The 22,330-nt window shown below is 65.3% G+C and carries 22 protein-coding genes and 1 pseudogene; 7 read left to right on the forward strand and 16 right to left on the reverse strand.

Going from position 1 to position 22,330, the window contains the following annotated elements:
* Positions 1–28: 28 nt before the first annotated feature.
* A complete protein-coding gene (locus ACP4XC_RS19560) occupies positions 29–730 on the forward strand; it encodes a hypothetical protein (RefSeq protein ID WP_427172361.1) in 702 nt (233 codons plus the stop codon).
* A gap of 28 nt (positions 731–758) precedes the next feature.
* Here ACP4XC_RS19560 and ACP4XC_RS19565 read toward each other — a convergent pair whose 3' ends face one another.
* Complete coding sequence (locus ACP4XC_RS19565) at positions 759–1,454, reverse strand: redox-sensing transcriptional repressor Rex (RefSeq protein WP_427172362.1); 696 nt, start codon at positions 1,452–1,454, stop codon at positions 759–761.
* 147 nt (positions 1,455–1,601) lie between these two features.
* Positions 1,602–1,856, reverse strand: coding sequence for a glutaredoxin family protein (locus tag ACP4XC_RS19570; protein WP_427172364.1), 255 nt, complete (start codon positions 1,854–1,856; stop codon positions 1,602–1,604).
* A gap of 133 nt (positions 1,857–1,989) precedes the next feature.
* On the opposite strand from ACP4XC_RS19570, the gene ACP4XC_RS19575 reads away from it, so the two are divergent.
* Positions 1,990–2,808, forward strand: a complete 819-nt coding sequence (locus ACP4XC_RS19575; protein ID WP_427172365.1) for an HAD family hydrolase — start codon at positions 1,990–1,992, stop codon at positions 2,806–2,808.
* Positions 2,809–2,925: 117 nt separating this feature from the next.
* Here the strand turns inward: ACP4XC_RS19575 and ACP4XC_RS19580 are convergent, their stop codons facing one another.
* The 3 genes from ACP4XC_RS19580 to ACP4XC_RS19590 all read right to left on the reverse strand — a co-directional run bounded on the left by ACP4XC_RS19580 (position 2,926) and on the right by ACP4XC_RS19590 (position 4,795).
* Positions 2,926–3,024, reverse strand: coding sequence for a 30S ribosomal protein bS22 (locus ACP4XC_RS19580; protein ID WP_003792170.1), 99 nt, complete (start codon positions 3,022–3,024; stop codon positions 2,926–2,928).
* Between the two features lie 204 nt (positions 3,025–3,228).
* The gene (locus tag ACP4XC_RS19585; RefSeq protein WP_427172367.1) at positions 3,229–3,441 is read right to left on the reverse strand and encodes a helix-turn-helix domain-containing protein; all 213 of its coding nucleotides are present in this window, start codon (positions 3,439–3,441) and stop codon (positions 3,229–3,231) included.
* Positions 3,442–3,643: 202 nt separating this feature from the next.
* Positions 3,644–4,795 carry a 3-deoxy-7-phosphoheptulonate synthase gene (locus tag ACP4XC_RS19590; RefSeq protein ID WP_427172368.1) on the reverse strand — a complete coding sequence of 384 codons (1,152 nt, stop codon included), beginning with the start codon at positions 4,793–4,795 and terminating at the stop codon, positions 3,644–3,646.
* A gap of 317 nt (positions 4,796–5,112) precedes the next feature.
* Here ACP4XC_RS19590 and ACP4XC_RS19595 point away from each other — a divergent pair.
* A pseudogene (locus ACP4XC_RS19595) lies at positions 5,113–5,412 on the forward strand (LacI family transcriptional regulator); the annotation flags it as partial.
* A gap of 219 nt (positions 5,413–5,631) precedes the next feature.
* Here the strand turns inward: ACP4XC_RS19595 and ACP4XC_RS19600 are convergent.
* The gene (locus tag ACP4XC_RS19600; protein WP_427172369.1) at positions 5,632–5,922 is read right to left on the reverse strand and encodes a hypothetical protein; all 291 of its coding nucleotides are present in this window, start codon (positions 5,920–5,922) and stop codon (positions 5,632–5,634) included.
* Positions 5,923–6,125: 203 nt separating this feature from the next.
* Entirely contained in the window at positions 6,126–7,547 is a 1,422-nt protein-coding gene (locus ACP4XC_RS19605) for a Gfo/Idh/MocA family protein (protein WP_427172370.1), read from the reverse strand.
* 166 nt (positions 7,548–7,713) lie between these two features.
* Between ACP4XC_RS19605 and ACP4XC_RS19610 the strand changes: the two genes are divergently transcribed.
* Entirely contained in the window at positions 7,714–8,772 is a 1,059-nt protein-coding gene (locus ACP4XC_RS19610; RefSeq protein WP_427172371.1) for a LacI family DNA-binding transcriptional regulator, read from the forward strand.
* Here the strand turns inward: ACP4XC_RS19610 and ACP4XC_RS19615 are convergent.
* Positions 8,769–9,458, reverse strand: coding sequence for a FadR/GntR family transcriptional regulator (locus tag ACP4XC_RS19615; RefSeq protein WP_427172372.1), 690 nt, complete (start codon positions 9,456–9,458; stop codon positions 8,769–8,771). The genes ACP4XC_RS19610 and ACP4XC_RS19615 overlap by 4 nt on opposite strands.
* A gap of 129 nt (positions 9,459–9,587) precedes the next feature.
* Between ACP4XC_RS19615 and ACP4XC_RS19620 the strand changes: the two genes are divergently transcribed.
* Entirely contained in the window at positions 9,588–10,946 is a 1,359-nt protein-coding gene (locus ACP4XC_RS19620) for an alpha-hydroxy acid oxidase (protein ID WP_427172373.1), read from the forward strand.
* A gap of 167 nt (positions 10,947–11,113) precedes the next feature.
* Here ACP4XC_RS19620 and ACP4XC_RS19625 read toward each other — a convergent pair whose 3' ends face one another.
* Both ACP4XC_RS19625 and ACP4XC_RS19630 read right to left on the reverse strand, forming a co-directional pair.
* Entirely contained in the window at positions 11,114–11,710 is a 597-nt protein-coding gene (locus ACP4XC_RS19625; protein ID WP_427172374.1) for a metalloregulator ArsR/SmtB family transcription factor, read from the reverse strand.
* Between the two features lie 65 nt (positions 11,711–11,775).
* On the reverse strand, positions 11,776–12,999 hold the full coding sequence (locus tag ACP4XC_RS19630; protein ID WP_427172375.1) for an acetoin utilization protein AcuC: 1,224 nt from the start codon (positions 12,997–12,999) through the stop codon (positions 11,776–11,778).
* Between the two features lie 102 nt (positions 13,000–13,101).
* Between ACP4XC_RS19630 and ACP4XC_RS19635 the strand changes: the two genes are divergently transcribed.
* Both ACP4XC_RS19635 and ACP4XC_RS19640 read left to right on the forward strand, forming a co-directional pair.
* Positions 13,102–14,535: a TrkH family potassium uptake protein gene (locus ACP4XC_RS19635; protein WP_427172376.1), complete on the forward strand. Its 1,434-nt coding sequence runs from the start codon at positions 13,102–13,104 to the stop codon at positions 14,533–14,535.
* Positions 14,528–15,214, forward strand: coding sequence for a potassium channel family protein (locus ACP4XC_RS19640; protein WP_427172377.1), 687 nt, complete (start codon positions 14,528–14,530; stop codon positions 15,212–15,214). The genes ACP4XC_RS19635 and ACP4XC_RS19640 overlap by 8 nt, the downstream gene beginning before the upstream one ends.
* Positions 15,215–15,256: 42 nt before the next feature.
* Here ACP4XC_RS19640 and proC read toward each other — a convergent pair whose 3' ends face one another.
* From proC to topA, 6 genes are all read right to left on the reverse strand, one after another.
* Complete coding sequence (gene proC, locus ACP4XC_RS19645; RefSeq protein WP_427172378.1) at positions 15,257–16,090, reverse strand: pyrroline-5-carboxylate reductase; 834 nt, start codon at positions 16,088–16,090, stop codon at positions 15,257–15,259.
* Positions 16,091–16,621: 531 nt separating this feature from the next.
* Positions 16,622–16,963: a YciI family protein gene (locus ACP4XC_RS19650; protein WP_427172380.1), complete on the reverse strand. Its 342-nt coding sequence runs from the start codon at positions 16,961–16,963 to the stop codon at positions 16,622–16,624.
* A 12-nt stretch (positions 16,964–16,975) separates the two neighbouring features.
* Entirely contained in the window at positions 16,976–17,833 is an 858-nt protein-coding gene (locus ACP4XC_RS19655; protein ID WP_427172381.1) for a sugar phosphate isomerase/epimerase family protein, read from the reverse strand.
* Position 17,834: 1 nt separating this feature from the next.
* Complete coding sequence (locus tag ACP4XC_RS19660; protein ID WP_427172382.1) at positions 17,835–18,872, reverse strand: Ppx/GppA phosphatase family protein; 1,038 nt, start codon at positions 18,870–18,872, stop codon at positions 17,835–17,837.
* A 78-nt stretch (positions 18,873–18,950) separates the two neighbouring features.
* The gene (locus tag ACP4XC_RS19665; RefSeq protein WP_427172384.1) at positions 18,951–19,424 is read right to left on the reverse strand and encodes an SseB family protein; all 474 of its coding nucleotides are present in this window, start codon (positions 19,422–19,424) and stop codon (positions 18,951–18,953) included.
* A 116-nt stretch (positions 19,425–19,540) separates the two neighbouring features.
* Entirely contained in the window at positions 19,541–22,285 is a 2,745-nt protein-coding gene (gene topA / locus ACP4XC_RS19670; RefSeq protein ID WP_427172385.1) for a type I DNA topoisomerase, read from the reverse strand.
* Positions 22,286–22,330 lie beyond the last annotated feature (45 nt).

Genomic DNA, 22,330 nt, shown 5'->3' on the forward strand with positions numbered 1-22,330 from the left:
AGTAGTCGACACAGAAGAGGATCAAGGAATGAGCCAGCCGCCCGTCCATCCGTCCAATCCGAATCATCCCGAGCCCGGCGGCCAGTTCGGCCAGCAGCCCCAGTACGGCCAGGCGCCGCAATATGGCCAGGCGCCGCAGTACGGGCAGGCGCCGCAATTCACTCAGGCACCCCCATACGCCCAGCCCCAGTATGGGCAGGCGCAGCAGCCTGGGCACGTGCCGCACCCCGCCTACGGGCAGCGCCAGTACATGGCCTACCCCTCGGAACTGCCCCAGCAGGGCGCCGCCGGGGGCGCCCCGGGGTTGGTGAATATTTCCTTTTGGCTGCTCATCGGAGCGTGCGCGTTGTGGGTGGCGTCGGTGCTGATGTCCTTATCGGTCATTGACGACCCCGCCCTGCGCCGTCAGTTCGAGGCCCGGCTGGCAGCCGGCGGCTCGAAGGTCGACTTCAACTCGCTGAAGGGCATCATTGTGGCAATGGTCTTCGCCATGACCGCCATCGGGGCCGGGCTGTATCTGCTGGTCGCCTTCAAGATCCGAAAAGGCAGGAACTGGGCCCGGATCCTTGGCACCGTCCTGGCCGCATTCTCGCTCCTCGGCGTCCTCCAGATGAACCTCGGGACGCCGGCGATTCTCGCTGGAGCGGCGGCCATGGTCCTGCTGTACCTCCCCGCCGCGGCACCGTATTTCCGGGCACGACAGGCATATTCCAGCCCCTACCTCCGCTGACGGTGCGGCTTGACGGGGATGGCGTGATCTAGCGGCCGTCTCCCGGAGCCTGCGTGCGCTGCGCGTGGTAGGCCAGGATCTGCAGCTCGGTGGCCATGTCCACCTTGCGCAGGTTCACATCCGGCGGAACCTGAAGCATCACGGGGGCAAAGCTGAGAATGCTCCTGACCCCTGCGGCAATCACACGGTCGCATACTCCCTGGGCCACGGCCGCCGGGAGCGCCAGCACCACCATGTTGGCGCCGGTCCGGTGAAGCACCGTTTCGAGATCGGCCACGTCGCTGACCCGCAGCCAGCCCACCTCGTTGCCCACCACCATCTGGTCGGCGTCGAAAATGGCCACCACGTCGAAGCCCCGGGACTCGAATCCGCCGTAGCGGGCAAGGGCCTTGCCCAGGTTACCGGCGCCAACAATGGCGACTTTCCAGTCCCGGGTCAGGCCCAAAGCTGCGGAGATATTCCGGCTGAGGTACTGCACTTCGTAGCCGACGCCGCGCGTGCCGTAGGAGCCCACATGCGAGAGGTCTTTGCGGAGCGTTGATGAACTCACGCCTGAGGCCTCGGCGAGGGACTCCGAGGATACCCGTTCAACACCTTCTGCCAGCATGGTGGTGAGGGCGCGCAGGTAAATGGTCAGCCGCGCCACGGCAGCAGGCGGAATCTGCTTTGCCACGGTTCCCGTGTCACCGTGGACAGCCTCGGGGGATGATTCCAGCGAAGTCACTATCTGCTCCATTGAGTTACGTTGTGACTCCACTCTAGGACCCCGGCTCTGCTGCCAACAAAGCGGCCGTCACGGCAGGCCACGGCGTCTGCCCGCGCCCCCGAGGCCGGCACCATGCGGTTTCCGGGCTAAGGGGTCCACAGTCCGCTACTTGCCCATGGCCTGGCGAAGCACGCGGGCCAGCCGCGTTTCGTCGATCTTCCAGAAGTCGCGCTGGATTCCATCCACCAGCACCACGGGGATCTCCTCGGCGTATCGCTCCCGCAGCTCCGGCCGGTTGTCCACCAACTGTTCGCTCCACTGAAGTCCCAGTGCGGCAGTGACCCGTCCGACGGCGTCGCGCGCCTCCTCGCAGAGGTGACAGTCAGCTTTGGTGATCAGGACGACGTCGGGTTTAGCCATACGTCAACGGTAGCCCGGTGCGCGGGGCGTCGTCGACGGACCTCCTCCTGCGCACCTCCGCCCGGCCCTCCCGCCCTGGCATCCCGCGCCCGCCGTGACGGTGGCAGCGCCGGCCATTGACTAGACTCAAGTCATGGCCCAGGAGAAGTACGTCGCTGTTACCCGAGCGCCCGTTGCACGGCCGCAACAGGGCGAGGCGGCCTTCTTCGACGTAGACAACACCCTGATGAAGGGCGCGAGCCTTTTCCATGTGGCCCGGAAAATGCACCAGCGCGGAGCGTTCACCATTCCCCAGGCCGCCGGCATGGCATGGAAGCAGTTCAAGTTCGTGCTTCGCGGCGAGAACATGGACGACGTCCATGCAGTCCGTGAAACTGCCCTGAGGCTTGCGGCCGGAATCCTGGTGGCGGACATCAAGGTCCTGGGCGAGGAAGTTTTCGACGAAATGATCGAGTCCAGGATCTGGCCCGGCACCAAGGCCCTGGCGCAGCAGCATCTGCGCGTGGGCCGGATGGTCTGGCTGGTGACAGCAACGCCCATCGAAGTGGCCACGGTGATTTCAACCCGGCTGGGGCTCACCGGCGCGTTGGGCACCGTGGGCGAGATCGAGGACGGCGCCTATACCGGCCGCCTGGTGGGCGACATCCTCCACGGTCAGGCCAAGGCTGTGGCCGTCCAGGGCATAGCCGACGCCGAAGGCCTGGACCTCAAGCGGTGCTGGGCCTACAGCGACTCGCATAACGACATCCCGTTGCTGAGCATGGTGGGCCATCCCGTGGCCATCAACCCGGACGGACGGCTCCGCCGGCACGCGCGCGACAACAACTGGCCGGTCTACGATTTCCGCTCGGGCCGGCGCGCCGCCACCCTGGGGCTCAAGGCTGCCACCGTGGGAGGGGCCATCTATGGACTCTGGCGCGGGTTCAGCCGCTTCCGCGGTCCGTCCCTCTAGGGGCAGCCTCTAGGGGCAGCCTCTAGGGGCAGGGCCCGACATTTTGGGAGACGTCCCTGGACGCAAGAATGCCCGCCACCTCAGAGGTGGCGGGCATTTACGCTTTGTGAAGTATCTCTACTTCTTATTGCGGCGCTGGTGGCGGGTCTTACGAAGCAACTTGCGGTGCTTCTTCTTGGCCATACGCTTGCGACGCTTCTTAATAACTGAACCCACGAAAGTTCCTTACAAACTAGAAGGAGTACCTGTCTGATGGAAGACGTCCGCGGACTAAGCAACAGACCAAACAACTGACAGATTCTTACAATAACGAAAAACGTTCCCTAACAGGGTACCGCTTATCCGGGGCCTCCACTGACCGCAGCCGTGCCGGCACGCTGGAGCCGGCCGCACTGCGGGGAATTGTGACCTCGCGGAATTTCAGGCGGTGTCTGACTGGCCGTCAACCACTGCGCCCTTGACATACTGCTCAACGGCGGATTCCGGCACCCGGAAGGAACGGCCGAACCGAACGGCTGGCATCTCCCCGGAATGGACAAGGCGGTAGACGGTCATCTTGGAAACGCGCATAAGCTCGGCCACTTCGGCCACAGTCAGGAACTGCGCGTTCGAGAAGTTCGACTCTGCGGACATTTCCCTTATTCCTTTGTTAACAGCTGATGATGGCAACCCCAAAAAACCTCAGTGCGGTGTGCCGATGCTGAGCCATCAACCAACCTTGTGCTAGATACTCTAGTGGCTGATGGTGCCATTGTGAAAGTCATTAAGGCAATCTGTTTTTGCCGGCCTGGACCGCCGTAAAATGGCGCCCTGCCGCTGGAAAACGGGCCCGAGATCAGCGCTCCATCGCACCTCGGCGCTTCCTTGCCGAGGCCGCGAGTTGGCCCAGCACCGAGGCGGTGACGTCCCATTCCATGCAGGCATCCGTCACGCTCTGGCCGTACACCAGATCGTCGATGCCGGCGGCGTGATCGGCCACGTCCAGGTTCTGGGCACCGCCAACCAGGAAGCTCTCCAGCATCACCCCGGCGATCGCTCCAGCAGCCGCGCCGCCGTCTTCAAGCTGGGCGCCGATTTCCAGCGTCACTTCAGCCTGGCGGTGGTGGCTCTTGCCACTGTTGGCGTGGCTGGCATCGACGATGAGCCGGGGATTGAGCCCCTTGGCCGCGAGCTTGCCGGAAGCGGCCAGAATGTCCGCCCCGGAGTAGTTGGGGCCCTTGCGTCCGCCGCGCAGGATCAGGTGTGTGTCCGGGTTGCCGGCCGTGGCCACCAGCGCGGCCCGCCCGTCGCCGTCGATCCCCAGGAACGCCTGGGCGGCCGCAGCGGCGCTGCAGGCATCGACTGCAACCTGAAGGTCGCCGTCGGTCCCGTTCTTGAACCCGATGGGCATGGAGAGGCCGGACGCCAGCTGACGGTGGATCTGACTCTCGGTGGTACGGGCACCGATGGCGCCCCAGGAGACCAGGTCGGCCATGTATTGCGGGCTGATCGGTTCCAGGAACTCGGTGGCGGTGGGGAGGCCCAGCGAAGTGACCTGCTTCAGGAACTGGCGTGCTGCCCTCAGCCCGGTGGCGATGTCATGACTGCCATCCAGATGGGGATCGTTGATGAGGCCCTTCCAGCCCACGGTGGTGCGCGGCTTTTCGAAGTAGGTCCGCATCACGATCAGAAGATCTTCCCGGTGCTTCTCCGCCTGGCTGACCAGCCGGCGGGCGTATTCCAGCCCGGCCTTGGGGTCGTGGATGGAGCACGGTCCCACTATCACCAGCAGGCGGTCGTCCACGCCGTCCATGATGGCCCGGACTTCGTCCCGGCCGCGTTCGACGACGCCCGCCACGCGGGAGTCGAGCGGAAGTTCCGCAACCATTTCCTGGGGAGTGGGCAGCGGGGTGAACTCACTCACCCTGAGATTGGAGGTGGACTGCCGGATCGGCGTGTTTTCCTCTGAATGGGAAGGATGCGTTTCGGTGGTTGCTGCGGTGCTCATGTGCGGGTCCTGTTCCGGGTGCGGAGCGGGCCCTGATCAGAACCCGCCGGGAAATGGCGAAGGGCAGAGAATGATCTCTGCCCTGTTGGCTCTGAAGGAAAGTTGGATGCGTGTCAGTTAGACGCGGGCCCCTCCAGAGCCAACGAAAAATACGCATACCAACGGTTAGTCATAAGCACACCATAAACGGGCCCCGCGTCGGGCGCCAAATCGGGCCGTCACATGGCGGTGCCCAAACAGCCACCTCTTCAGTGTCTAAGTTCCCCACTGGCTGGCCGTCTGGTCGACTCAGACTAACGCTTCAACGGCTCGAAACCATGCGTTCGCGGGGCATCCCCTCGGTGCTCGTTGACCGGCTCGCCGGAGCGGACCAATTCTGCTCGGTCTCCGTTGACGACGTCGCCGGCGGCGCGACGGCCCTGGCCCACCTCCTGAGCGTCGGGGCGGTGCGGCCGGCGTTCGTTGGCGGCCCGTTCACGCTGCAGCAAGTCGAGGACCGCTACCGGGGCGCCGCCGATGCGGCGGCGCAGGCGGGGATCCGGATTCAGTTATTCGAAACTCCCGACCTCAAATTTCACCGCGGGCGCCAAACTGGCGATCTCATCGCCAATCTCCAGCCGTCGAAGCGGCCGGACGCCGTGTTTGCCGCCAACGACCAACTGGCGCTCGGACTCCTGATTCGACGAGATCGACGACGAGGCCGGCCACGTGCACAGCCAAGTGGTATTTACCCCGGAACTCGTCGCCCGGCGGAGCACCCGGCGCCAGTAAGGAGCCGTACCCGGACCCGCGGCCCGAGTGCGGCAGCCGCGGCCGCACTCGTGGGGACCCTCGGCTCAGGCCGAGGAGAACCAGACGATGGTTGGCTGGAAGCTTCGCTGTTCCGTGAGGACCTGAACCTCGTCCCGGGCCACCCGCGCTTCGGCCCTGATGATCTTCAGCGCTTCCACATCCAGGAGCTTGCGGCTGCCTGTTTTTTCGTCCGTGATCCAGAACAACCCGGCGGAGGGCAGAACCCGCTCCACAGTGCCCTTGTGGAACAGCCGGCCATTGTGCCAGGCCTCAATTTCCTGGCCCTCCGACAGCTCCGAACAATCCCGAACGACTGGCACATCGCCTGCGGCCATGATCGGCTCCTCCCCTAGGGTCCTCAATAACTAAGATCAGCTTCCTTCAGGAAGATTGCCGCCACGTTTCCGCCCGGTGATTTTCCCGTGACAGGACCTCCGTCGGCACCATGGCGCCTCTTCCACCTGGCCTGCCTGGCGCGCCTGCAGGTCCCAGAGCGCCAGGTCCACCCGGCCATGGCGATGGTGGCGGAAGGTGCGCTTCAGTTACCGCGTCGGAGGTCGATGCCGAGTCCGAGATCAGCGACGTGAACTGGCAGGCCCGATTCCAGCGACCGGTTGCCGGCGATCCCCACGGACACGGAGCGCAGACCGTCCAAGTACCCCGACGGCCGCCCCAGCGGGTCCTCTCCCGGCCCGTTGAAGAGGTCGGATAACAACAGCTCGTCGCCGCCCCCGTGACCGCCCTCCCCATTGACGATCGGCACCTCGTAGGCAGCCTCCCAGTGCCGCTGGACCACCAGCCGCTCGCCGTTCCGGCGGACGGTCTCGTCTCCTTCCACCAGCACCGCGCTGGGATCCACCACGGTTTTCCGTTCCGTGCCCCGCCGCACCGAAGCGCGCTCCACCACCTCAAGTTCCGCCCTGCCAGCGGTGCCGTTGACGGCCACCCGGTAGCCTTCCCAGGGGCTGTGGGCGTTGAGCGAATAGCTCAGCGTTGGGCCGCCCTGATAGTCCACCACCAGCGCAAGATTGTCCTCGATGGTGATCCCCGCGGTAAACACATCCTGGTCGCGGCGGTAGCCGTCGAAGTGCTCGTTGTCGTAGTACAGCTCCCGGAGGCGTTCATCCTCGCGCAGGTCCAGGGCGAAGGGATCCTGGGCGTCCGAGTCGACCGTCCCCCGTTCGGGCCGGGCGCCCAAGCCACGCTCCGCGGCGTTCCTTTCGCCATAGAATTTCAGGCCTCCGGAGGCGAAAATCCGCTCGGGAACGTCATCTATCCACCAGTTAACGAGATCAAAGTGGTGGGAGGCCTTGTGGATCAGCAGGCCGCCGGAATTATTCTTGTCACGGTGCCAGCGGCGGAAATAGTCGGCACCGTGGACGGTATCAAGCACCCAGCTGAAATCCACCGAGGTCACCTTCCCGATCACACCACTTTGGATGATCTCCTTGAGGGCGCTGTTGCGCGGCGAGTACCGGTAATTGAAAGTGACAACTAGATTCCTGCCCGTGCGCCCCACGGCTTCGGTGATGCGGCGGCAGCCCTCAGCGTTGATGGTCAGCGGCTTCTCGACGACGACGTCGGCACCCGCCTCCAGCGCCCTTACGATGTAGTCCGCGTGCGTGTAGTCCGGTGTCGTGACTACCACGCGGTCGATCCCGTGGTGCTGGACGAATGCGGTCAGCTCACCCGGCTCAAAGGACGGAACGGGCGACGCTTCCCCCAGTTCCCTGATCAGCTTTTGATAAAACTCCACCCGTCCAGGGTTGCTATCGGACAGACCCACCAGGGTGGCCGCGTCGGAGTGCCGGCCGCAGATGGCCCTGATGTACATTTCCGCTCGGCCGCCCGTGCCGATGATGGCGATGCGGGATCTGGTGGCGTCCCCGGCCGGGGATGGGATCCGGGCTGCCGCGGGGGCTCCGCGGCCCGGACTGGCGGTGCTGGCTGCTTCAGCCATGGAACTGGCCCTTTCGAAAGCGGTAATGCCGGCCGTTCGACGTCCGGGACATGCCAGGGACTAATAAGAGAAAGCGTTTTCTCCTTATAAGCTTTGTACCAAGGCCGCGACAGCCAGGTCAACCACGACGTGCGGCCCTGGCCAGGAAGACTACGGAGGGGGCCCCTTGGGCAGACGATCAACCGCCCGGCGAATCGGCATTGCCGACGTCGCCCTCAAGGCAGGCGTCTCGCATGCCACGGTTTCGCGCGTGATGAACGGCAACGTCACCGTTGATGCGGCCATCGCCGAGCGTGTGCGCGCTGCCGCCACGGAGCTGAACTACCACCCCAATCCCGTGGGCAGAAGCCTTGCCTTGGGTAAGACCGACACAATCGGAATGGTGGTTCCTGACCTCTCCAACCCCACCTTCCAGGCGATCCTCCGCGGCCTGAGCATGGCCGCCGCCCAGGACGGCTATCGCGTCCTGATTGGGGACTCCTCGGAAGTCTCCAGCGAGGAAGCGATCCTGGCCGGGGAGGCCCGGCGCCGCTGTGACGGGCTGGTGCTGTGCGCTCCCCGCATGAGCGACGCAGAGCTGGAGGAGCTGGCGCCCACGTTGCACCCCATGGTGCTGATCAACCGCCGCACACCAGGTACCGGAGCGCCCAGCCTGATGGTGGACTACGCCCAAGGCATCCAGCAGCTGGCAGAACATCTCATGGACCTGGGCCACACCCGGCTTGCCTTTCTCGCCGGGCCTGGCCGCAGCGCCTCAAACGGACTGCGCCTCCAGGGCCTCGAAAATTTCAAAACGGCCCACCCCGCGATTGACGTGCGGATGCTGGACGGTGGCTCCAGCTTCGACGCCGGGCACCATGCAGCGGCTGCAGTGATGGCCAGCGGCGCCACCGGAATCCTCGCCTTCAACGACCTCGTGGCCATGGGCCTGCTCAGCGGACTCCACGAACGCGGCGTCAAGGTGCCCGAGGACATTTCCGTCGCCGGCTTCGACGACATCCCCTTTGCCCGCTACACCACCCCTCCGCTCACCACGGCCGCCGTTCCCATCACCGAACTGGGGCAGCAGGCGTGGCACCGCATGCGGGATCTTATCCGGCACACAGGGCCCGAGGGCGGCACTGACAGCCCCACCGTATTCCAGCCGCTCCTGGAGGTTCGCGGCAGCACGGGTCGGCCGAAGGCGTATGGGCCAATCAGCGGGCGGCCGGAACGCCAAGCTTAGGACGGGTTGCCCAGCCCGGCTTCTTTGTAGTACCCCTCGATGTGGGCTGCCACGAGCCCGGCCGCCCGGCCGCCGTCGTGGTTTTTAATGGCAACGAGGATCTCGCGGTGCTCTGCGCGCAGCCGGGCGGCAGTCGCTTCCCAGTCCGGAAGGTTGGCGGTAAGTTTGCCGGCATAGCTTTGAATCGCCTCACGCAGGGAACCCATCATGGCGCTCACCACGGCATTGCCGGCGGCCTCAGCCAAGGCCAGGTGGAAGCGCACGTCCAGCGCCAGGAACTCTTCCGTGGTGCAGCCCGCGTCCATTTGCTCAAGCAGTCCGGCGGCCTCGGCCAGCGCCGGCGAATCCGCGCGCGCGCGGGCCGCTGCCCAGGATTCCAGCAGCACGCGGGTTTGGACGATGTCCGCCACGGGCAGGTGCGAGGTGGCCACGTGGAACCGCAGCGCGGAGCCCAGGGCCGACGTGGGATCTGCAATCACCACGGTTCCGGCCTCGGGACCCGAGCCCACGCCGGGGCGGACCACGCCCATGGCCTCCAGAATCCGGATGGCTTCACGAACCGAGGTGCGCGAAACCTTCAATTGCTCCGCCAGTGTGCGCTCAGCCGGGAGCCGCCCGCCCAAAGCAAGCTGCCCGCTGGAGAGTTGGTCTTCGATCCATGTCAGGACCAGCTGATGGGTACGCATTTGCCCATAATACTTGATGTGGTTGGACCATATCCCCTACAGTGTGGTTAGACCACATTTGCGCCAGCCGCCTGTCCTGACGGGCGGCGCCCTGCGCATCACGTTACCGGCCCACCAACGGAGGCAGCCATGACCCACACAATCCAGCCGAACAACCCAGAGGCCACGCCCGCGCCGGAAGCAACTGACGCCCCCGCCGCAGCGGCTACTGGACTTCCCGGCGCCGGCCTGGCAGCGGCTTCGCCTTGGCGCCCGGTGCCGGCAGCCCTCAAACGCCGCCTCCCCAAGTACTCCGATCTGGCTCCCCTCATGCAGTTCAAGAAGCCCGAGTTCGGCAAGGAAGCCCGGCTCAGGCGGGCCAGCACCATTTGGGAGCTGCGCGAGATCGCCAAGCGCCGCACCCCGCAGGCTCCCTTCGATTACACCGACGGCGCGGCTGAGGCCGAGATCACCCTGCGCCGCGCCCGTGAAGCCTTCCTGGACATTGAGTTCCGTCCCGGCATCCTCCGGAACGTCTCCAGCATCGACCTCAGCACTGACATTCTGGGGAAGCCGTCGAGGCTGCCTGTGGGCATCGCGCCCACCGGATTCACCCGCATGATGCAGTCCGAAGGCGAATACGCCGGGTCGCAGGCCGCGGAAGCCGCCGGCATTCCTTACACGCTTTCCACCATGGGCACCGCCTCCATCGAGGACGTTGCGGAGGCGGCGCCGAACGGACGCAACTGGTTCCAGCTCTATCTCTGGACGGACCGCGACCGCTCACTGGAACTGATCGAGCGCGCCGCGAAGGCAGGCAATGACACCCTGATGGTCACGGTGGACACCGCCGTTGCCGGCGCACGCCTCCGCGACGTCCGCAACGGCATGACCATCCCCCCGGCCCTGACCCTCAAGACCGTGCTGGACGCCTCCTACCGGCCGGCCTGGTGGTTCAACTTCCTCACCCACGAACCGCTCACCTTCGCCTCGCTCTCTCGCTACACCGGCACTGTGGCGGACCTGATCAACTCCATGTTCGATCCGACGCTGACATTCGAAGACCTCGACTGGCTGCGCGAGACCTGGAAGGGAAAGCTCGTGGTCAAGGGGATCCAGACCGTGGACGACGCCCGCAAGGTGGTGGACCACGGCGCCGACGGCGTGGTCCTCTCCAACCACGGCGGACGCCAGCTGGACCGGGCACCCATCCCGTTCCACCTGCTGCCCGAGGTAAAGGAAGCGTTCACCGCGGACAACTCGGATGCTGCCATCATCCTCGATACCGGCATCATGAGCGGCGCGGACATCATCGCGGCGCTGGCCCTTGGCGCGGACTTCACGTTAATCGGCCGGGCCTACCTGTACGGGCTGATGGCCGGCGGCCGTGCGGGCGTGGACCGGGCCCTTCAGATCCTGGAGAAGGACATGGCGCGCACCATGGCCCTGCTGGGCGTCAGCCGCATCTCGGAACTGAACCCGGACCACGTCCGGATCCTCGGCAAGTAGGGGCTCCAACGCCCGCGTGCCACTTACCTGCCGCCCGCCCCGCACCCAACTGACTCGCAGTTAATGCCCTCATTCCGCGTTTTGGCGGCATCAAATGCGAGTCAGTTGGGCGGGGCGAGTCAGTTGGGCGGGGCGGGCGAGTCAGTTGGGCGGGGCGGGGCGCGGGGCTATTTCTTACGGCCGAACTTCGGCAGATTGGCGATCAGGTCCGCGGCCCTGGTGGCGGCCCGGCCCACGGTGCGGCCAATCTGCTGCGGCACCGTGTCGTCCGGCGTCGTCGCCACCGGTATGGCGACGGCAGGACTCAGCTGGCCGCCGGCGGAGCGGCCTGTTCCGGCCACGGCCGGAACAGGAACCGGTGCCGACGCGGCCGGTTCCGCCGGCACGCCCTCGGGTGACGGAACCTCAATTGACGGAACCTCGGATGATGAAATCTCCGGTGACGGCTGGGCTTTCGCTGTGGGAACCGGAACATCAGCCGCCTTCCCGGCAACGCGGGCCGGGCCGACGTCGAACGTTTCCAGCCAGTTGGCAACACCTTGAAGGGGTGTGGGGTTCAGTGCGTAGTAGCGCTTCTGGCCCTGGGCGCGCATGCTCACGAGGTGTGCCTCGCGGAGGACCTTCAGATGCTTCGAAATCGTGGGCTGGCTGGCGTCCAGTTCTTCGACCAGTTCCCCCACAGCTTTGTCCCCCGCGCGGAGGGCCACGAGAATGTCACGCCGGGTCGCCTCAGCAATGACGGCAAATACGTCGTCTGTCACCATGGGTTCCACCCTAGCGACATATACGCCGGATGGCATCCACAATTACACGGCGTAAATGCCCGATGCTAGTCGAACCATGGGTCAAGCCCGTACAGCGGGAACACTTCCTTGCGCGTGGCCATGACGGTGCGGTCCACATCGTCGTTGGGGTCAAACCCGACTTCCCATGAACGCCACCACAGGTCCACGTCATCACCCATGAACTTCGGGGCCGGCACACCGTACCTGGCTCCGTATTTCTCCTTCACGTACGTCCGCCAGTCCTCCGGCACGGGGGTCCGCAGCGGTACGGGCCGGCTGGCGGCGATCGCGATCAGATGGCTCCAGGACCGGGGCACCACGCTTACCACGTTGTAGCCCCCGCCTCCCGTGGCGATCCACCGGTTCTCGCAATAGCGTGCAGCCATGTTTCCGACGGCGGTGGCCGCCTCCCGCTGACCGTCCACACTGATGTTCAGGTGCGTGAGCGGATCGAGCCGGTGGGAGTCGCAGCCGTGCTGGCTCACGATCACCTCGGGCTCGAAGGCCCCCACGAGTTGCGGCACTACCGCGTGGAAGGCCCGCAGCCACCCCGCGTCGCCGGTGCCGGCCGGCAGCGCCACGTTCACGGCGCTGCCCTGGGCATTCGGTCCGCCAATCTCATTGGCAAACCCCGTGCCCGGGAACAACGTCAGGCCGCTCTCATGCAGCGAAATGGTCAGCACACGGGGGTCGTCCCAAAAGATGCTCTGCGTCCCGTCCCCGTGATGGGCGTCGACGTCGATATACGCCACTCGCTGCACCCCGCCGTCGAGCAGCTTCTGGATGGCCAGCGCGGCGTCGTTATAGATGCAGAAGCCGCTGGCTTTTTCGCGTGCGGCGTGGTGCATGCCGCCGCCGAAATTCACCGCCCGGACCGCGCTGCCGTCAAGGATTCCGGCGGCGGCCAGCAGGGAGCCGCCGGCGATGCGGGCGCTGGCCTCGTGCATGCCGGCGAACGCCGGATCATCCTCCGTTCCCAGGCCGCGCTTCAGGTCCGGCATGTCCGGATTCGCGCTGACACGGCGGACAGCCGCCACAAATTCCGGGCTGTGGACGGCGCAAAGTTCGTTGTCGTGGGCCACCTCGGGAGCCGCCACGGTGACATGTGCGAGGTCCAGCAGGCCAAGGCTGCCGGCCAACCTGGCAGTCAGCTCCATGCGCTCCGGTGCCATCGGATGCCCGTGGCCGAAGTTATAAGCGGTCATGGCCATGTCCCACACCACCGTCGTTGGCAGTGCGGGCTGGTCGAGTCCGGGCAGGAATGTCATCAAGGACAGGCTACCCGAGCACGGCGGGCCCACCGCCGGTCATCCGGCGGTTTTAGTGGTTTACTACTGGAGGAAGTAGTTTCAACCGAGGAAAAGCCACACATGACGCAGAGCCAGTCCAGGTCCACGAACCCGGCCAACTGGCAGCCCGGAAAAATTGAGCGGGAAGGCCTGTGGATCTTCACGGGCTTGCGCGATTTCATCGACAACATCGCCAACACTTCACCGGCTCGTCTGGCGCTGTCCGCGTTCGGCGTGGTCATTGTGGTTTTCACCACCCTGCTGTCGCTTCCGGCATCCTCGGCCACGGGCGACTTCACCCCGTTGCATCAGGCCCTCTTCACCGCGGTATCCGCTGTGTGCGTCACTGGCCTGACGGTGGTTTCCACCGCCGTTCACTGGTCCTTCTTCGGCCAACTTGTGATCCTGGTGGGCATCTTCGTGGGCGGCCTGGGCACCCTGACACTGGCTTCCCTGCTGGCTCTTATGGTCAGCAAGAAGCTGGGCGTCCGCGGCAAGCTGATTGCCCAGGAAGCAATGAACAACGCCGGACGACTGGGCGAGGTGGGTACCCTCCTCCGAATTGTCATCACCACCTCGGTGGTGATCGAGGGAGCCCTCGCCCTGACTCTGGTCCCCCGGTTCCTTGCACTCGGAGAGAGCTTCGGTCAGTCCATCTGGCACGGAGTGTTCTATGCCATTTCGGCGTTCAACAATGCCGGTTTCACCCCGCATTCGGACGGAATCGTCCCCTACCAGACGGATCTATGGATCCTGATTCCGCTCATGATTGGCGTCTTCCTGGGCAGCCTCGGCTTCCCGGTGGTGATGGTCCTGCAGCAGAACGGGCTCAACTGGAAAAAATGGAACCTGCACACCAAGCTCACCATCCAGGTTTCGCTGATCCTGCTGGTGGCAGGAACCCTTCTCTGGGGCCTGATGGAGTGGGACAACGTCCGGACCATCGGCCACATGAACCTCGGCGACAAGGTCACACATTCGCTGTTCGCCTCCATCATGACCCGTTCCGGCGGTTTCAACCTGGTGGAACAGAATCATATGGAACCAACAACCATGTTGCTGACCGATGCGCTGATGTTTGCCGGCGGCGGTTCGGCATCCACCGCGGGCGGCATCAAGGTGACCACCATCGCGGTGATGTTCCTCGCCATCGTTGCCGAGGCCAGGGGCGACGCCGATGTGAAGATCTACGGTCGCACCATTCCCGAGGGAACAATGCGTGTGGCCATCTCTGTGATCGTGGCTGGAGCAACCCTGGTGTCCGTTTCGGCGTTCCTGCTGCTGCAGATCAGCGGCGCTTCCCTGGACCGGGTGCTCTTCGAGACCATCTCGGCATTTGGCACGGTGGGCCTGAGCACCAATCTCAGCTCGGAACTGCCGCCGTCGGGTGTTTACATCCTGTCAATCCTCATGTTCGCCGGCCGCGTCGGCACCGTAACCCTCGCCGCTGCCCTGGCCTTGCGCCAGCGCAGCCAGTTGTATCACTACCCCGAAGAAAGGCCGATCATTGGCTAGTTCGTCTGGCGCCGTCAACCGCCCCGCCCATAACGCACCCGTACTGGTGATTGGGCTGGGCCGCTTTGGCGCGTCCACTGCAGAGCAGCTCGTCAAGCAGGGCCGCGAAGTGCTGGCGATCGAACGCGACCGCAATCTTGTGCAGAAGTGGGCCGGTACGCTGACGCACGTCGTGGAGGCGGACGCCACCAACATCGACGCCCTGCGTCAGCTCGGCGCCCAGGAGTTCAGCTCCGCCGTGGTGGGGGTGGGAACGTCCATCGAGTCCTCGGTGCTGATCACCGTGAACCTGGTGGACCTCGGGATTGAGCACCTCTGGGTCAAGGCCATCACGCCGTCGCACGGCAAGATCCTCACCAGGATCGGCGCCAACCACGTGATCTACCCCGAGGCCGACGCCGGCGTCCGGGCAGCGCACCTGGTGTCCGGCCGCATGCTTGACTTCATTGAGTTCGACGACGACTTCGCCATCGTCAAGATGTATCCCCCGCGCGAAACCGTGGGCTTCACCCTGGACGAGTCCAAGGTCCGTTCCAAGTACGGCGTGACCATCGTGGGCGTCAAATCCCCCGGCGAGGACTTCACCTACGCGCGGCCGGAAACCAAGGTGTCCTCACGGGACATGCTCATTGTTTCGGGTCACGTGGATCTGCTGGAACGGTTCGCCGCCCGCCCGTAGGCGCCCCTCGGAGGTAGGCGCACCCACGGAAGCTGGCGCCCCTCAGGCGAGCTGCCGCGTGATCTCCGCGGCACGCTCGGCCGCAGCGCGCGCGCCGGCTGCAATGATCGCGGGCATGCCGCGCTCATCAAACGTTGCGATGGCACGCTCCGTGGTGCCGTTCGGGCTGGTCACGGCCTTGCGTAGCGCCGTGGGGTCCGCCCCGGGCTCGGCGAGCATGAATCCGGCGCCCGCCACGGTTTCCCGGGCCAGCAGGAGCGACAGGTCCGGATCCAGGCCAAGTTCGACTCCGGCGGCCGCCATCGCCTCCGCCAGGTAAAAGGCGTAGGCGGGCCCTGAGCCACTGATGGCGGACACCGCATCCACCTGCTCTTCCGGAACCTCGACGACGGTTCCCGCGCCCTTGAGGAGGTCTTTGGCCAGCTGCAACTGCTCGGCAGAGCAGTTGGTGCCGGGCGAAACGGAGACCACGCCGCGACCGAGCTTGGCGGGCGTGTTGGGCATGGTGCGGATCACCGGCTGACCGGCAGGCAGTGCGGCCTCCAGCTGCGCGATCGACACTGCCGCCGCAACGCTGATGACGATGGTTGCCGGGGCCAGTGAGCCGCTGATTTCCCGCGCCAGATCGGCGATACCCACGGGCTTAACGCCCAGAATCACGACGTCGGCGCCGAGGGCCGCCTCGTTGTTGTTATCCGGCTCTTCCTCGCCCGCGATTGCGGTGACTCCATGGTGCCGTTGGGCCAACTCCGCGGCACGTTCGGCCCGGCGGACGGTGGCAACGATGTCCGCCGGATCCGCCCCCGCCTCGATCAGCCCGCTCATGATGGCCTCGTTCATGGATCCACAGCCCAGGAAGGCGATTCGTTTGCTCATTGATCCATCATGGCAGTTCGGTGGGAGTAGTTGCAGTCCGTGTCGCGGACCGGACCGTTGGCGACTCATGGCCGGGTGGTTCGCCGGGTGGCCTGCCCGGTGCCCGCGGTCCGGGCGGCCGCGATTCACAGCCGGCTCCCATGTTGGCCGAGGCTGGCACACATAGTGCCGTCATAGCGTAGTAACTACCTCATTGAGGGTGCGAGTGATGAGGCAAGCATGGGGATGTTTGCCTGGCACCGGTGTTCTGCGCAGGTTTTCCCCCATTTTCCTGCACGGGCCGCCGGTGCCTTCGCTTTAACTGACTTCAATCAGCCCTTAACCGGCCGCGCTTCCCGGGGCGGCCGCCGTTGCCAGCCTTCACACAGGCAGGTCCCCGGGCTTTCCCACAATCCGTCTGTAGCTTGGAAAGTGCCTCATAGGTGCGAGTGATGAAAGCCGGTTCTCCGGAACTGGCGCAGCGCCGGACGGTGGCAGGAGGGTTCCCCCAATTTCCTCCTGGCCAAACCGTCCGGCGTTTGCCCGCTCGGGCTAATCCCGGAAGGGACGCACTTCGATGGGCAGGGTGATCACCTTGGCCATTTCGCGGGCCCAGCCCAGCGCGGCCTCGAGGTCCTCCACATCAATGATGGTGAAACCCCCAAGGTGCTCCTTGCCCTCAGTGAAGGGGCCGTCCGTGACGAGCACTTCGTCCCCCTGTGCCCTGAGCACGGTGGCGGTCCCGGCCGGTTGGAGTCCCGCAGCAAAAACCCAGGCACCCGCGGTCTTCATCTCCTTGTTCAGGGTGTCAAGGTCCCGCATGATCGGTTCCAGGACCTCCGGCGCCGGGGCAGGACCGTCCGGCTGATAAATGCTGAGCAGATACTGCGACATTGTGGTTCCTCCTTAGGATTGAGCCAGCCCGGGCCGGTGCCCCGGTGCGTCTACGAGCGGCTGGGCCAGGTGTTGCCGGGCGAACCGCAGGGTCTCGTCGAGCCATTGCTCCCGCTCCCCGGCGAACCTGGCCCGCCGCGTGGAGATCTCGGCCACCACAATCCCCTCGAAGCCGCTCCCCGCGAGGTACTGCAGCGCTTCCGCACACCCTTGGTTGCCCCGGCCGGGAATGAGGTGTTCATCCCTGCCGGATCCCGAGCCGTCCGCGAGGTGGACGTGGCGGAGCTTGCTGCCCAGCGATGTGATGGCGTCGAGGCTGTTGGCCCCCGCGGTGGCGGCGTGCGAGAAGTCCCAGGTGACGTCGTCGTAATCCTGGCCCAAGGGGTCCCAGTGCGGCAGGTACGCAACCGTTTCCCGGCCCCGGACGCGCCACGGGTACATGTTTTCCACGGCGATCCGCACCTGGTACATGTCGGCGAGTTGGCGCACGCCGGCGGCGAAGTTTTGAGCGTAGGTTCCCTGCCAGCGGAACGGAGGATGGACCACCACGGTGTCGCAGCCCACCTCCCTGGCCATCCGGCAGGACATTTCGATCTTGTTCCACGCAGCTCCCCAAACTTTCTGGGTCAGCAGCAGGGTGGGCGCATGGATCGAGACGATCGGCTGCCTGTACCGGTGGCTGAGCTCCAGGAGCGAATGAGGGCTCTGGCTGGTGGCATTGTTGGTGACCATCACCTCCACGCCGTCGAAACCCAGGTCCTGAGCCACTGCGAAAGCATCGTGGACTTTCAAGGGATAGACGGACGCGCTGGAGAGAGCCACCGGAATGGCACGGCTCTCAGCCGGGGAAAGCTCGACGTCGGCACTCATCTCAGCCGGGCCGCCCGCCTGATGCGCCAGCCAGCCGCGATCCGGGGGCCACCGCCTGCGGCGGCGGGGGCGGCGGCTGCCCAACGTGGGAGGCGAGCTCCAATGGTCCATCGAAGACCAGCTGGTCCAGGCGGCGGAGGATCAGCCCCTCACGCAAGGCCCAGGGGCAGATTTCCATGCTCGGGAACTCGAAGAGCTCCAAAGCGGCCTCGGCCACCAAGGCACCCGCGAGTAGCTGGGGTGCGCGAGCCTCGGAGACCCCAGGCAGATGCAGCCGGTCCTCCACCCCCATGGCGGAAATCCGCTGCGCCCACAAGCCCAGGTCGGTGGCGAACAGTTCCCGTTTGACATAAGGTCCGGCGGCGCTGGGAGCAGCCCCTGCAATCCGCGCCAGGGACCGGAAGGTCTTGGACGTTCCTGCCACCAGGTTCGCCTTGCCCAGCTTGTCGAAGCGGCGAACGGCAGGCTTGAGCGTGGCACGGATGTAGCGTCGGAGCTCCTTGACGCTCTTCGCCGTGGGCGGATCCTCGTGCAGCCAGTCACGGGTGAGCCGGCTGGCCCCGAGAGGGACGGACAGGGCAAGCTCGGGGAGTTCATCCTGGCCGAAAGCCATCTCGAATGAGCCGCCGCCAATGTCCAGGTCCAGGACAGGCCCGGCGCCCCAGCCGTACCAGCGGCGCACCGCGAAGAAGGTCATGGACGCCTCTTCGCTGCCCGTGAGCTCTTGAAGGGTCACGGTGGTCTCGTGCTTGACCCGCGCCAGCACGGCCGGCCCGTTCGTGGCCTCGCGGATGGCCGACGTACAGAACGCCAGGAGATCCTCGGCTTTGTGCTTGGCCGCGAACTCCCATGCTTCGAGGACGAACTCGATCAGCTCATGCTGGCCGGCGTCGTTAATGTTGCCGTCCGCATCAAGGAACTGGACCAGGGAAAGCGGGCGCTTGTGGGAGGCGAAAGGCACCGGCCGCGCGCCGGGGTGCGCATCAACCAGGAGAAGGTGGACAGTGTTTGACCCGATGTCGAGAACGCCTAGCCGCATGCTGCCATTATTCACCGATAGCAAGCCGCCGGCGCAAATGCGACGGCGGCTTGCTACCGGTGACAGGGACGGTGGCGGTTACTGGACGGACTCTTGCCCCGGGGCTTCGTCCGTCCCTCCACGGGTCTCGTCATCGGGCTGATCGGCGGGCTTGAAGTCGCGCCTGATGTTGGCAACGCCCTCAGGATCGATTTCAAAGCCGAACGTGCTGCCGGGGTTGATCACCATGCCGAGCTCCTCACCGAGGTTGCCGATGATCGCGGCGCCCTGGGTGCCCAGCACGTTCGGCGCCGCCGCAAGGAACTGCTCATCGACGCGGCTCGGATGCGAGAACACGGCGAGGACGGGCTTGCCTTCGGCGTTGGACAGCACCAGCGGCTCAACCTGGGAGTCCTCGCCTTCGAGGGCATCGGAGCTGACGATGTACACCTCGTTGTTGAGGAACGAGAGGATCACGTCCACCGGGTTCGCATCCGGCTGCTCACCCTTGGCGAGCTTCTCTTCGAGATCGTTCAGGGGCTGGATATCCATGGGTGCAGGCTGTTCAGTCATGTTCCTACTCGATCACGTTGGGCCGGGGTCTGCAAACGCGAAATCGCCGGAAACCTGCGAAGTCGCCGCAAAACCCCTGCGATCCCGCACGCTTCCGGCGATTCCGGCGGACCCCCCTACTTCTTGGCTGCGGCCTTCCGCGCCGGAGCCTTGCGGGCCGTGCTGGTGCGCTTGACGGGGCCCTTGGCCCGCTTGTCCGCGAGGAGTTCGACGGCGCGTTCCCGGGTCAGCTCCTCCAGCGCGGTGTCCCGCGGCACGGTGATGTTGGTGATGCCGTCCGTGATGTACGGGCCGAAGCGGCCTTCCTTCACCACGATGTTCTTCTCCGAGACCGGGTCCGGCCCGAATTCGGCCAGCGGCGGAACCGCCGCGCGGGCCCCGCGCTGCTTGGGCTGCGAGTAGATCTCCAGCGCCTGCTCGAGGGTGATCGTGAAGATTTCCTCCTCCGAGCCGATGGAGCGGGAGTCCGTGCCCTTCTTCAGGTACGGGCCGAAGCGGCCGTTCTGCACCGTGATCGGGTTGCCGTCGGCGTCCTGGCCGAGCACACGGGGCAGGCTCATTAGCTGCAGGGCCTGATCCAGGGTGATCGTGTCCACGCTCATGGACGCGAACAGCGAGCCGGTGCGCGGCTTGGCCTTGACGGGCTTCTTCGGCGGCTTCAGCTTGCCGTTCTTGTAGTACTCCACCGGCTGGTTGGCGAGCTGTTCCTCGGTCATTTCGGGAATGATCTCGGTGACGTAGGCGCCGTAGCGGCCGTTCTTGGCCACCACGGTGTGCCCGGTGTGCGGGTCCGTGCCAAGCACACGCTCTTCGGGGGCAGCAGTCTCCATCAGTTCAACCGCCTTGGCGGCGGTGAGCTCATCCGGGGCCAGGTCCTCGGGGACGTTGGCGCGGGCGGATTCCACCACTTCCCCGGTCTTCGGATCCACGGTGGGAACCGAGCTTTCGAGGTACGGGCCGAACTTCCCGACCCGGAGGGTGATGCCGTCGGTGATCGGAATGGAGTTGATTTCGCGGGCGTCGATCTCGCCGAGGTTGTTGACGATGCTCAGCAGGCCTGGCTCGGAATCCTCGCCGAAGTAGAAGTGCTTGAGCCAGGCGGGTCCCTCCGCTTGGCCGTTGGCGATCTTATCGAGGTCCGCTTCCATGTCGGCCGTGAACTCATAGTCCACATAATCGTGGAAGTGCTGCTCCAACAGGCGGATCACCGAGAACGCGATCCAGCTCGGGACCAGCGCAGAACCCTGCTTCCGGACGTAACCGCGGTCCTGGATGGTGGAGATGGTGGAGGCATAGGTGGACGGGCGCCCGATGCCCCTCTTTTCCAGCTCGGCGGTCAGCGAAGCTTCGGTGTAGCGGGGCGGCGGGGAGGTCTCGTGTCCGACGGCGACGATATCCGAGGCGGTGAGCGCGTCGTCCTTTGCCACATTGGGCAGCCGGCGTGCTTCCTCGGAGTCGTCGTCGCCGCGGCTTTCATCTTTGCCTTCTTCGTAGGCGGCGAGGAAGCCGGGGAAGGTGATGACGGTGCCGGAGGCGGAGAATTCCGCATCCCGACGATCAGCCGCGCCGCCTACAGTGACGGCGCCGAGCCGGATGGTGGCAGTGGAGCCCTTGGCATCGGCCATCTGCGAGGCGACGGTGCGCTTCCAGATCAGCTCGTACAGCCGGAATTCGTCGCCGGAAAGCTGCTTGGCAACCTGGGCCGGCGTGCGGAAGGAGTCCCCGGCGGGGCGGATGGCCTCGTGGGCTTCCTGCGCGTTCGCGGCCTTGCCGCTGTAGACGCGCGGGGACGCCGGCACGAACTCCGGGCCATACAGCTCGGACGCCTGGCGCCGCGCGGCCGTGACGGCCTCGTTGCTCAGCGCGGACGAGTCCGTTCGCATATACGTGATGTAGCCGTTTTCGTAGAGACGCTGGGCCACCTGCATGGTGCTCTTGGAGGTGAAGCGCAGCTTCCGCCCGGCCTCCTGCTGCAGGGTGGAGGTGGTGAACGGCGCGGCCGGACGGCGGGTGTACGGCTTGGTGTCGACGGAGCGGACACGGAAGTCGGCGCTCTGCAGACCGGCGGCGAGGGACGTTGCGAGTTCCTCGTTGAGGTGTACGACGCTGCGCGATGTGAGCTCGCCGTTGTCGTTGAAGTCACGGCCACTGGCCACCTTGGCGCCGTCCACGGCAACAAGTTTGGCTTTGAAGGAAGCAGCGCCGGAATCAGCGCCGAACTGACCGGTCAGGTCCCAGTAGGAAGCGGCCTTGAACGCCATGCGCTCACGTTCCCGGTCCACCACCATGCGGGTCACCACGGACTGCACACGGCCTGCGGACAGGCCGCGCGCCACCTTGCGCCACAACACGGGGGAGATCTCGTAGCCATAGAGCCGGTCCAGTACGCGGCGGGTTTCCTGAGCGTCCACCAGGTCCTGGTCCACATCGCGCAGGTTGTCCATGGCGCGGTGGATGGCTTCGTTGGTGATCTCACCGAACGTCATGCGGTAGACCGGAACCTTGGGCTTGAGCACTTCCAGCAGGTGCCACGCGATGGCCTCGCCTTCGCGGTCCCCATCGGTTGCGAGATAGAGAGCGTCAGCGTCTTTGAGTTGTGCCTTGAGTTCGGCGACCTTTTTCTTCTTGTCCGGAGACACCACGTAATACGGCTTGAAGTCGTTGTCGATGTCGACGGCGAACTTGCCCACTGAGGTCTTTTTCAGTTCTGCGGGGAGCTCCGAGGGCTGGGGCAGGTCTCGGATGTGACCAATGGAGGCCTCAACAATGAAGCCCTCGCCAAGGTACTTGGCGATGGTCTTGCTCTTGGCGGGAGACTCTACGATTACGAGTTTCTTGCCGGTTTGGGCCTTGCTTGGCACGGTGCTCCTACAGAAAAAGGTTGCTCGGGCAGATGCGCCCATACC

Origin of the sequence: Arthrobacter sp. 92 (assembly GCF_050260325.1) — a bacterium.
Taxonomy (GTDB): domain Bacteria; phylum Actinomycetota; class Actinomycetes; order Actinomycetales; family Micrococcaceae; genus Arthrobacter.

Excerpts from the sequence above, each read along its gene's own strand:
- ACP4XC_RS19560 (WP_427172361.1), top strand. The coding sequence starts at position 29 with ATGAGCCAGCCGCCCGTCCATCCGTCCAATCCGAATCATCCCGAGCCC.
- ACP4XC_RS19570 (WP_427172364.1), bottom strand. The coding sequence starts at position 1,856 with ATGGCTAAACCCGACGTCGTCCTGATCACCAAAGCTGACTGTCACCTC.
- ACP4XC_RS19575 (WP_427172365.1), top strand. The coding sequence starts at position 1,990 with ATGGCCCAGGAGAAGTACGTCGCTGTTACCCGAGCGCCCGTTGCACGG.
- ACP4XC_RS19585 (WP_427172367.1), bottom strand. The coding sequence starts at position 3,441 with ATGTCCGCAGAGTCGAACTTCTCGAACGCGCAGTTCCTGACTGTGGCC.
- ACP4XC_RS19590 (WP_427172368.1), bottom strand. The coding sequence starts at position 4,795 with ATGAGCACCGCAGCAACCACCGAAACGCATCCTTCCCATTCAGAGGAA.
- ACP4XC_RS19600 (WP_427172369.1), bottom strand. The coding sequence starts at position 5,922 with ATGGCCGCAGGCGATGTGCCAGTCGTTCGGGATTGTTCGGAGCTGTCG.
- ACP4XC_RS19605 (WP_427172370.1), bottom strand. The coding sequence starts at position 7,547 with ATGGCTGAAGCAGCCAGCACCGCCAGTCCGGGCCGCGGAGCCCCCGCG.
- ACP4XC_RS19615 (WP_427172372.1), bottom strand. The coding sequence starts at position 9,458 with ATGCGTACCCATCAGCTGGTCCTGACATGGATCGAAGACCAACTCTCC.
- ACP4XC_RS19620 (WP_427172373.1), top strand. The coding sequence starts at position 9,588 with ATGACCCACACAATCCAGCCGAACAACCCAGAGGCCACGCCCGCGCCG.
- ACP4XC_RS19625 (WP_427172374.1), bottom strand. The coding sequence starts at position 11,710 with ATGGTGACAGACGACGTATTTGCCGTCATTGCTGAGGCGACCCGGCGT.
- ACP4XC_RS19630 (WP_427172375.1), bottom strand. The coding sequence starts at position 12,999 with ATGACATTCCTGCCCGGACTCGACCAGCCCGCACTGCCAACGACGGTG.
- ACP4XC_RS19635 (WP_427172376.1), top strand. The coding sequence starts at position 13,102 with ATGACGCAGAGCCAGTCCAGGTCCACGAACCCGGCCAACTGGCAGCCC.
- proC (WP_427172378.1), bottom strand. The coding sequence starts at position 16,090 with ATGAGCAAACGAATCGCCTTCCTGGGCTGTGGATCCATGAACGAGGCC.
- ACP4XC_RS19650 (WP_427172380.1), bottom strand. The coding sequence starts at position 16,963 with ATGTCGCAGTATCTGCTCAGCATTTATCAGCCGGACGGTCCTGCCCCG.
- ACP4XC_RS19655 (WP_427172381.1), bottom strand. The coding sequence starts at position 17,833 with ATGAGTGCCGACGTCGAGCTTTCCCCGGCTGAGAGCCGTGCCATTCCG.
- ACP4XC_RS19660 (WP_427172382.1), bottom strand. The coding sequence starts at position 18,872 with ATGCGGCTAGGCGTTCTCGACATCGGGTCAAACACTGTCCACCTTCTC.
- ACP4XC_RS19665 (WP_427172384.1), bottom strand. The coding sequence starts at position 19,424 with ATGACTGAACAGCCTGCACCCATGGATATCCAGCCCCTGAACGATCTC.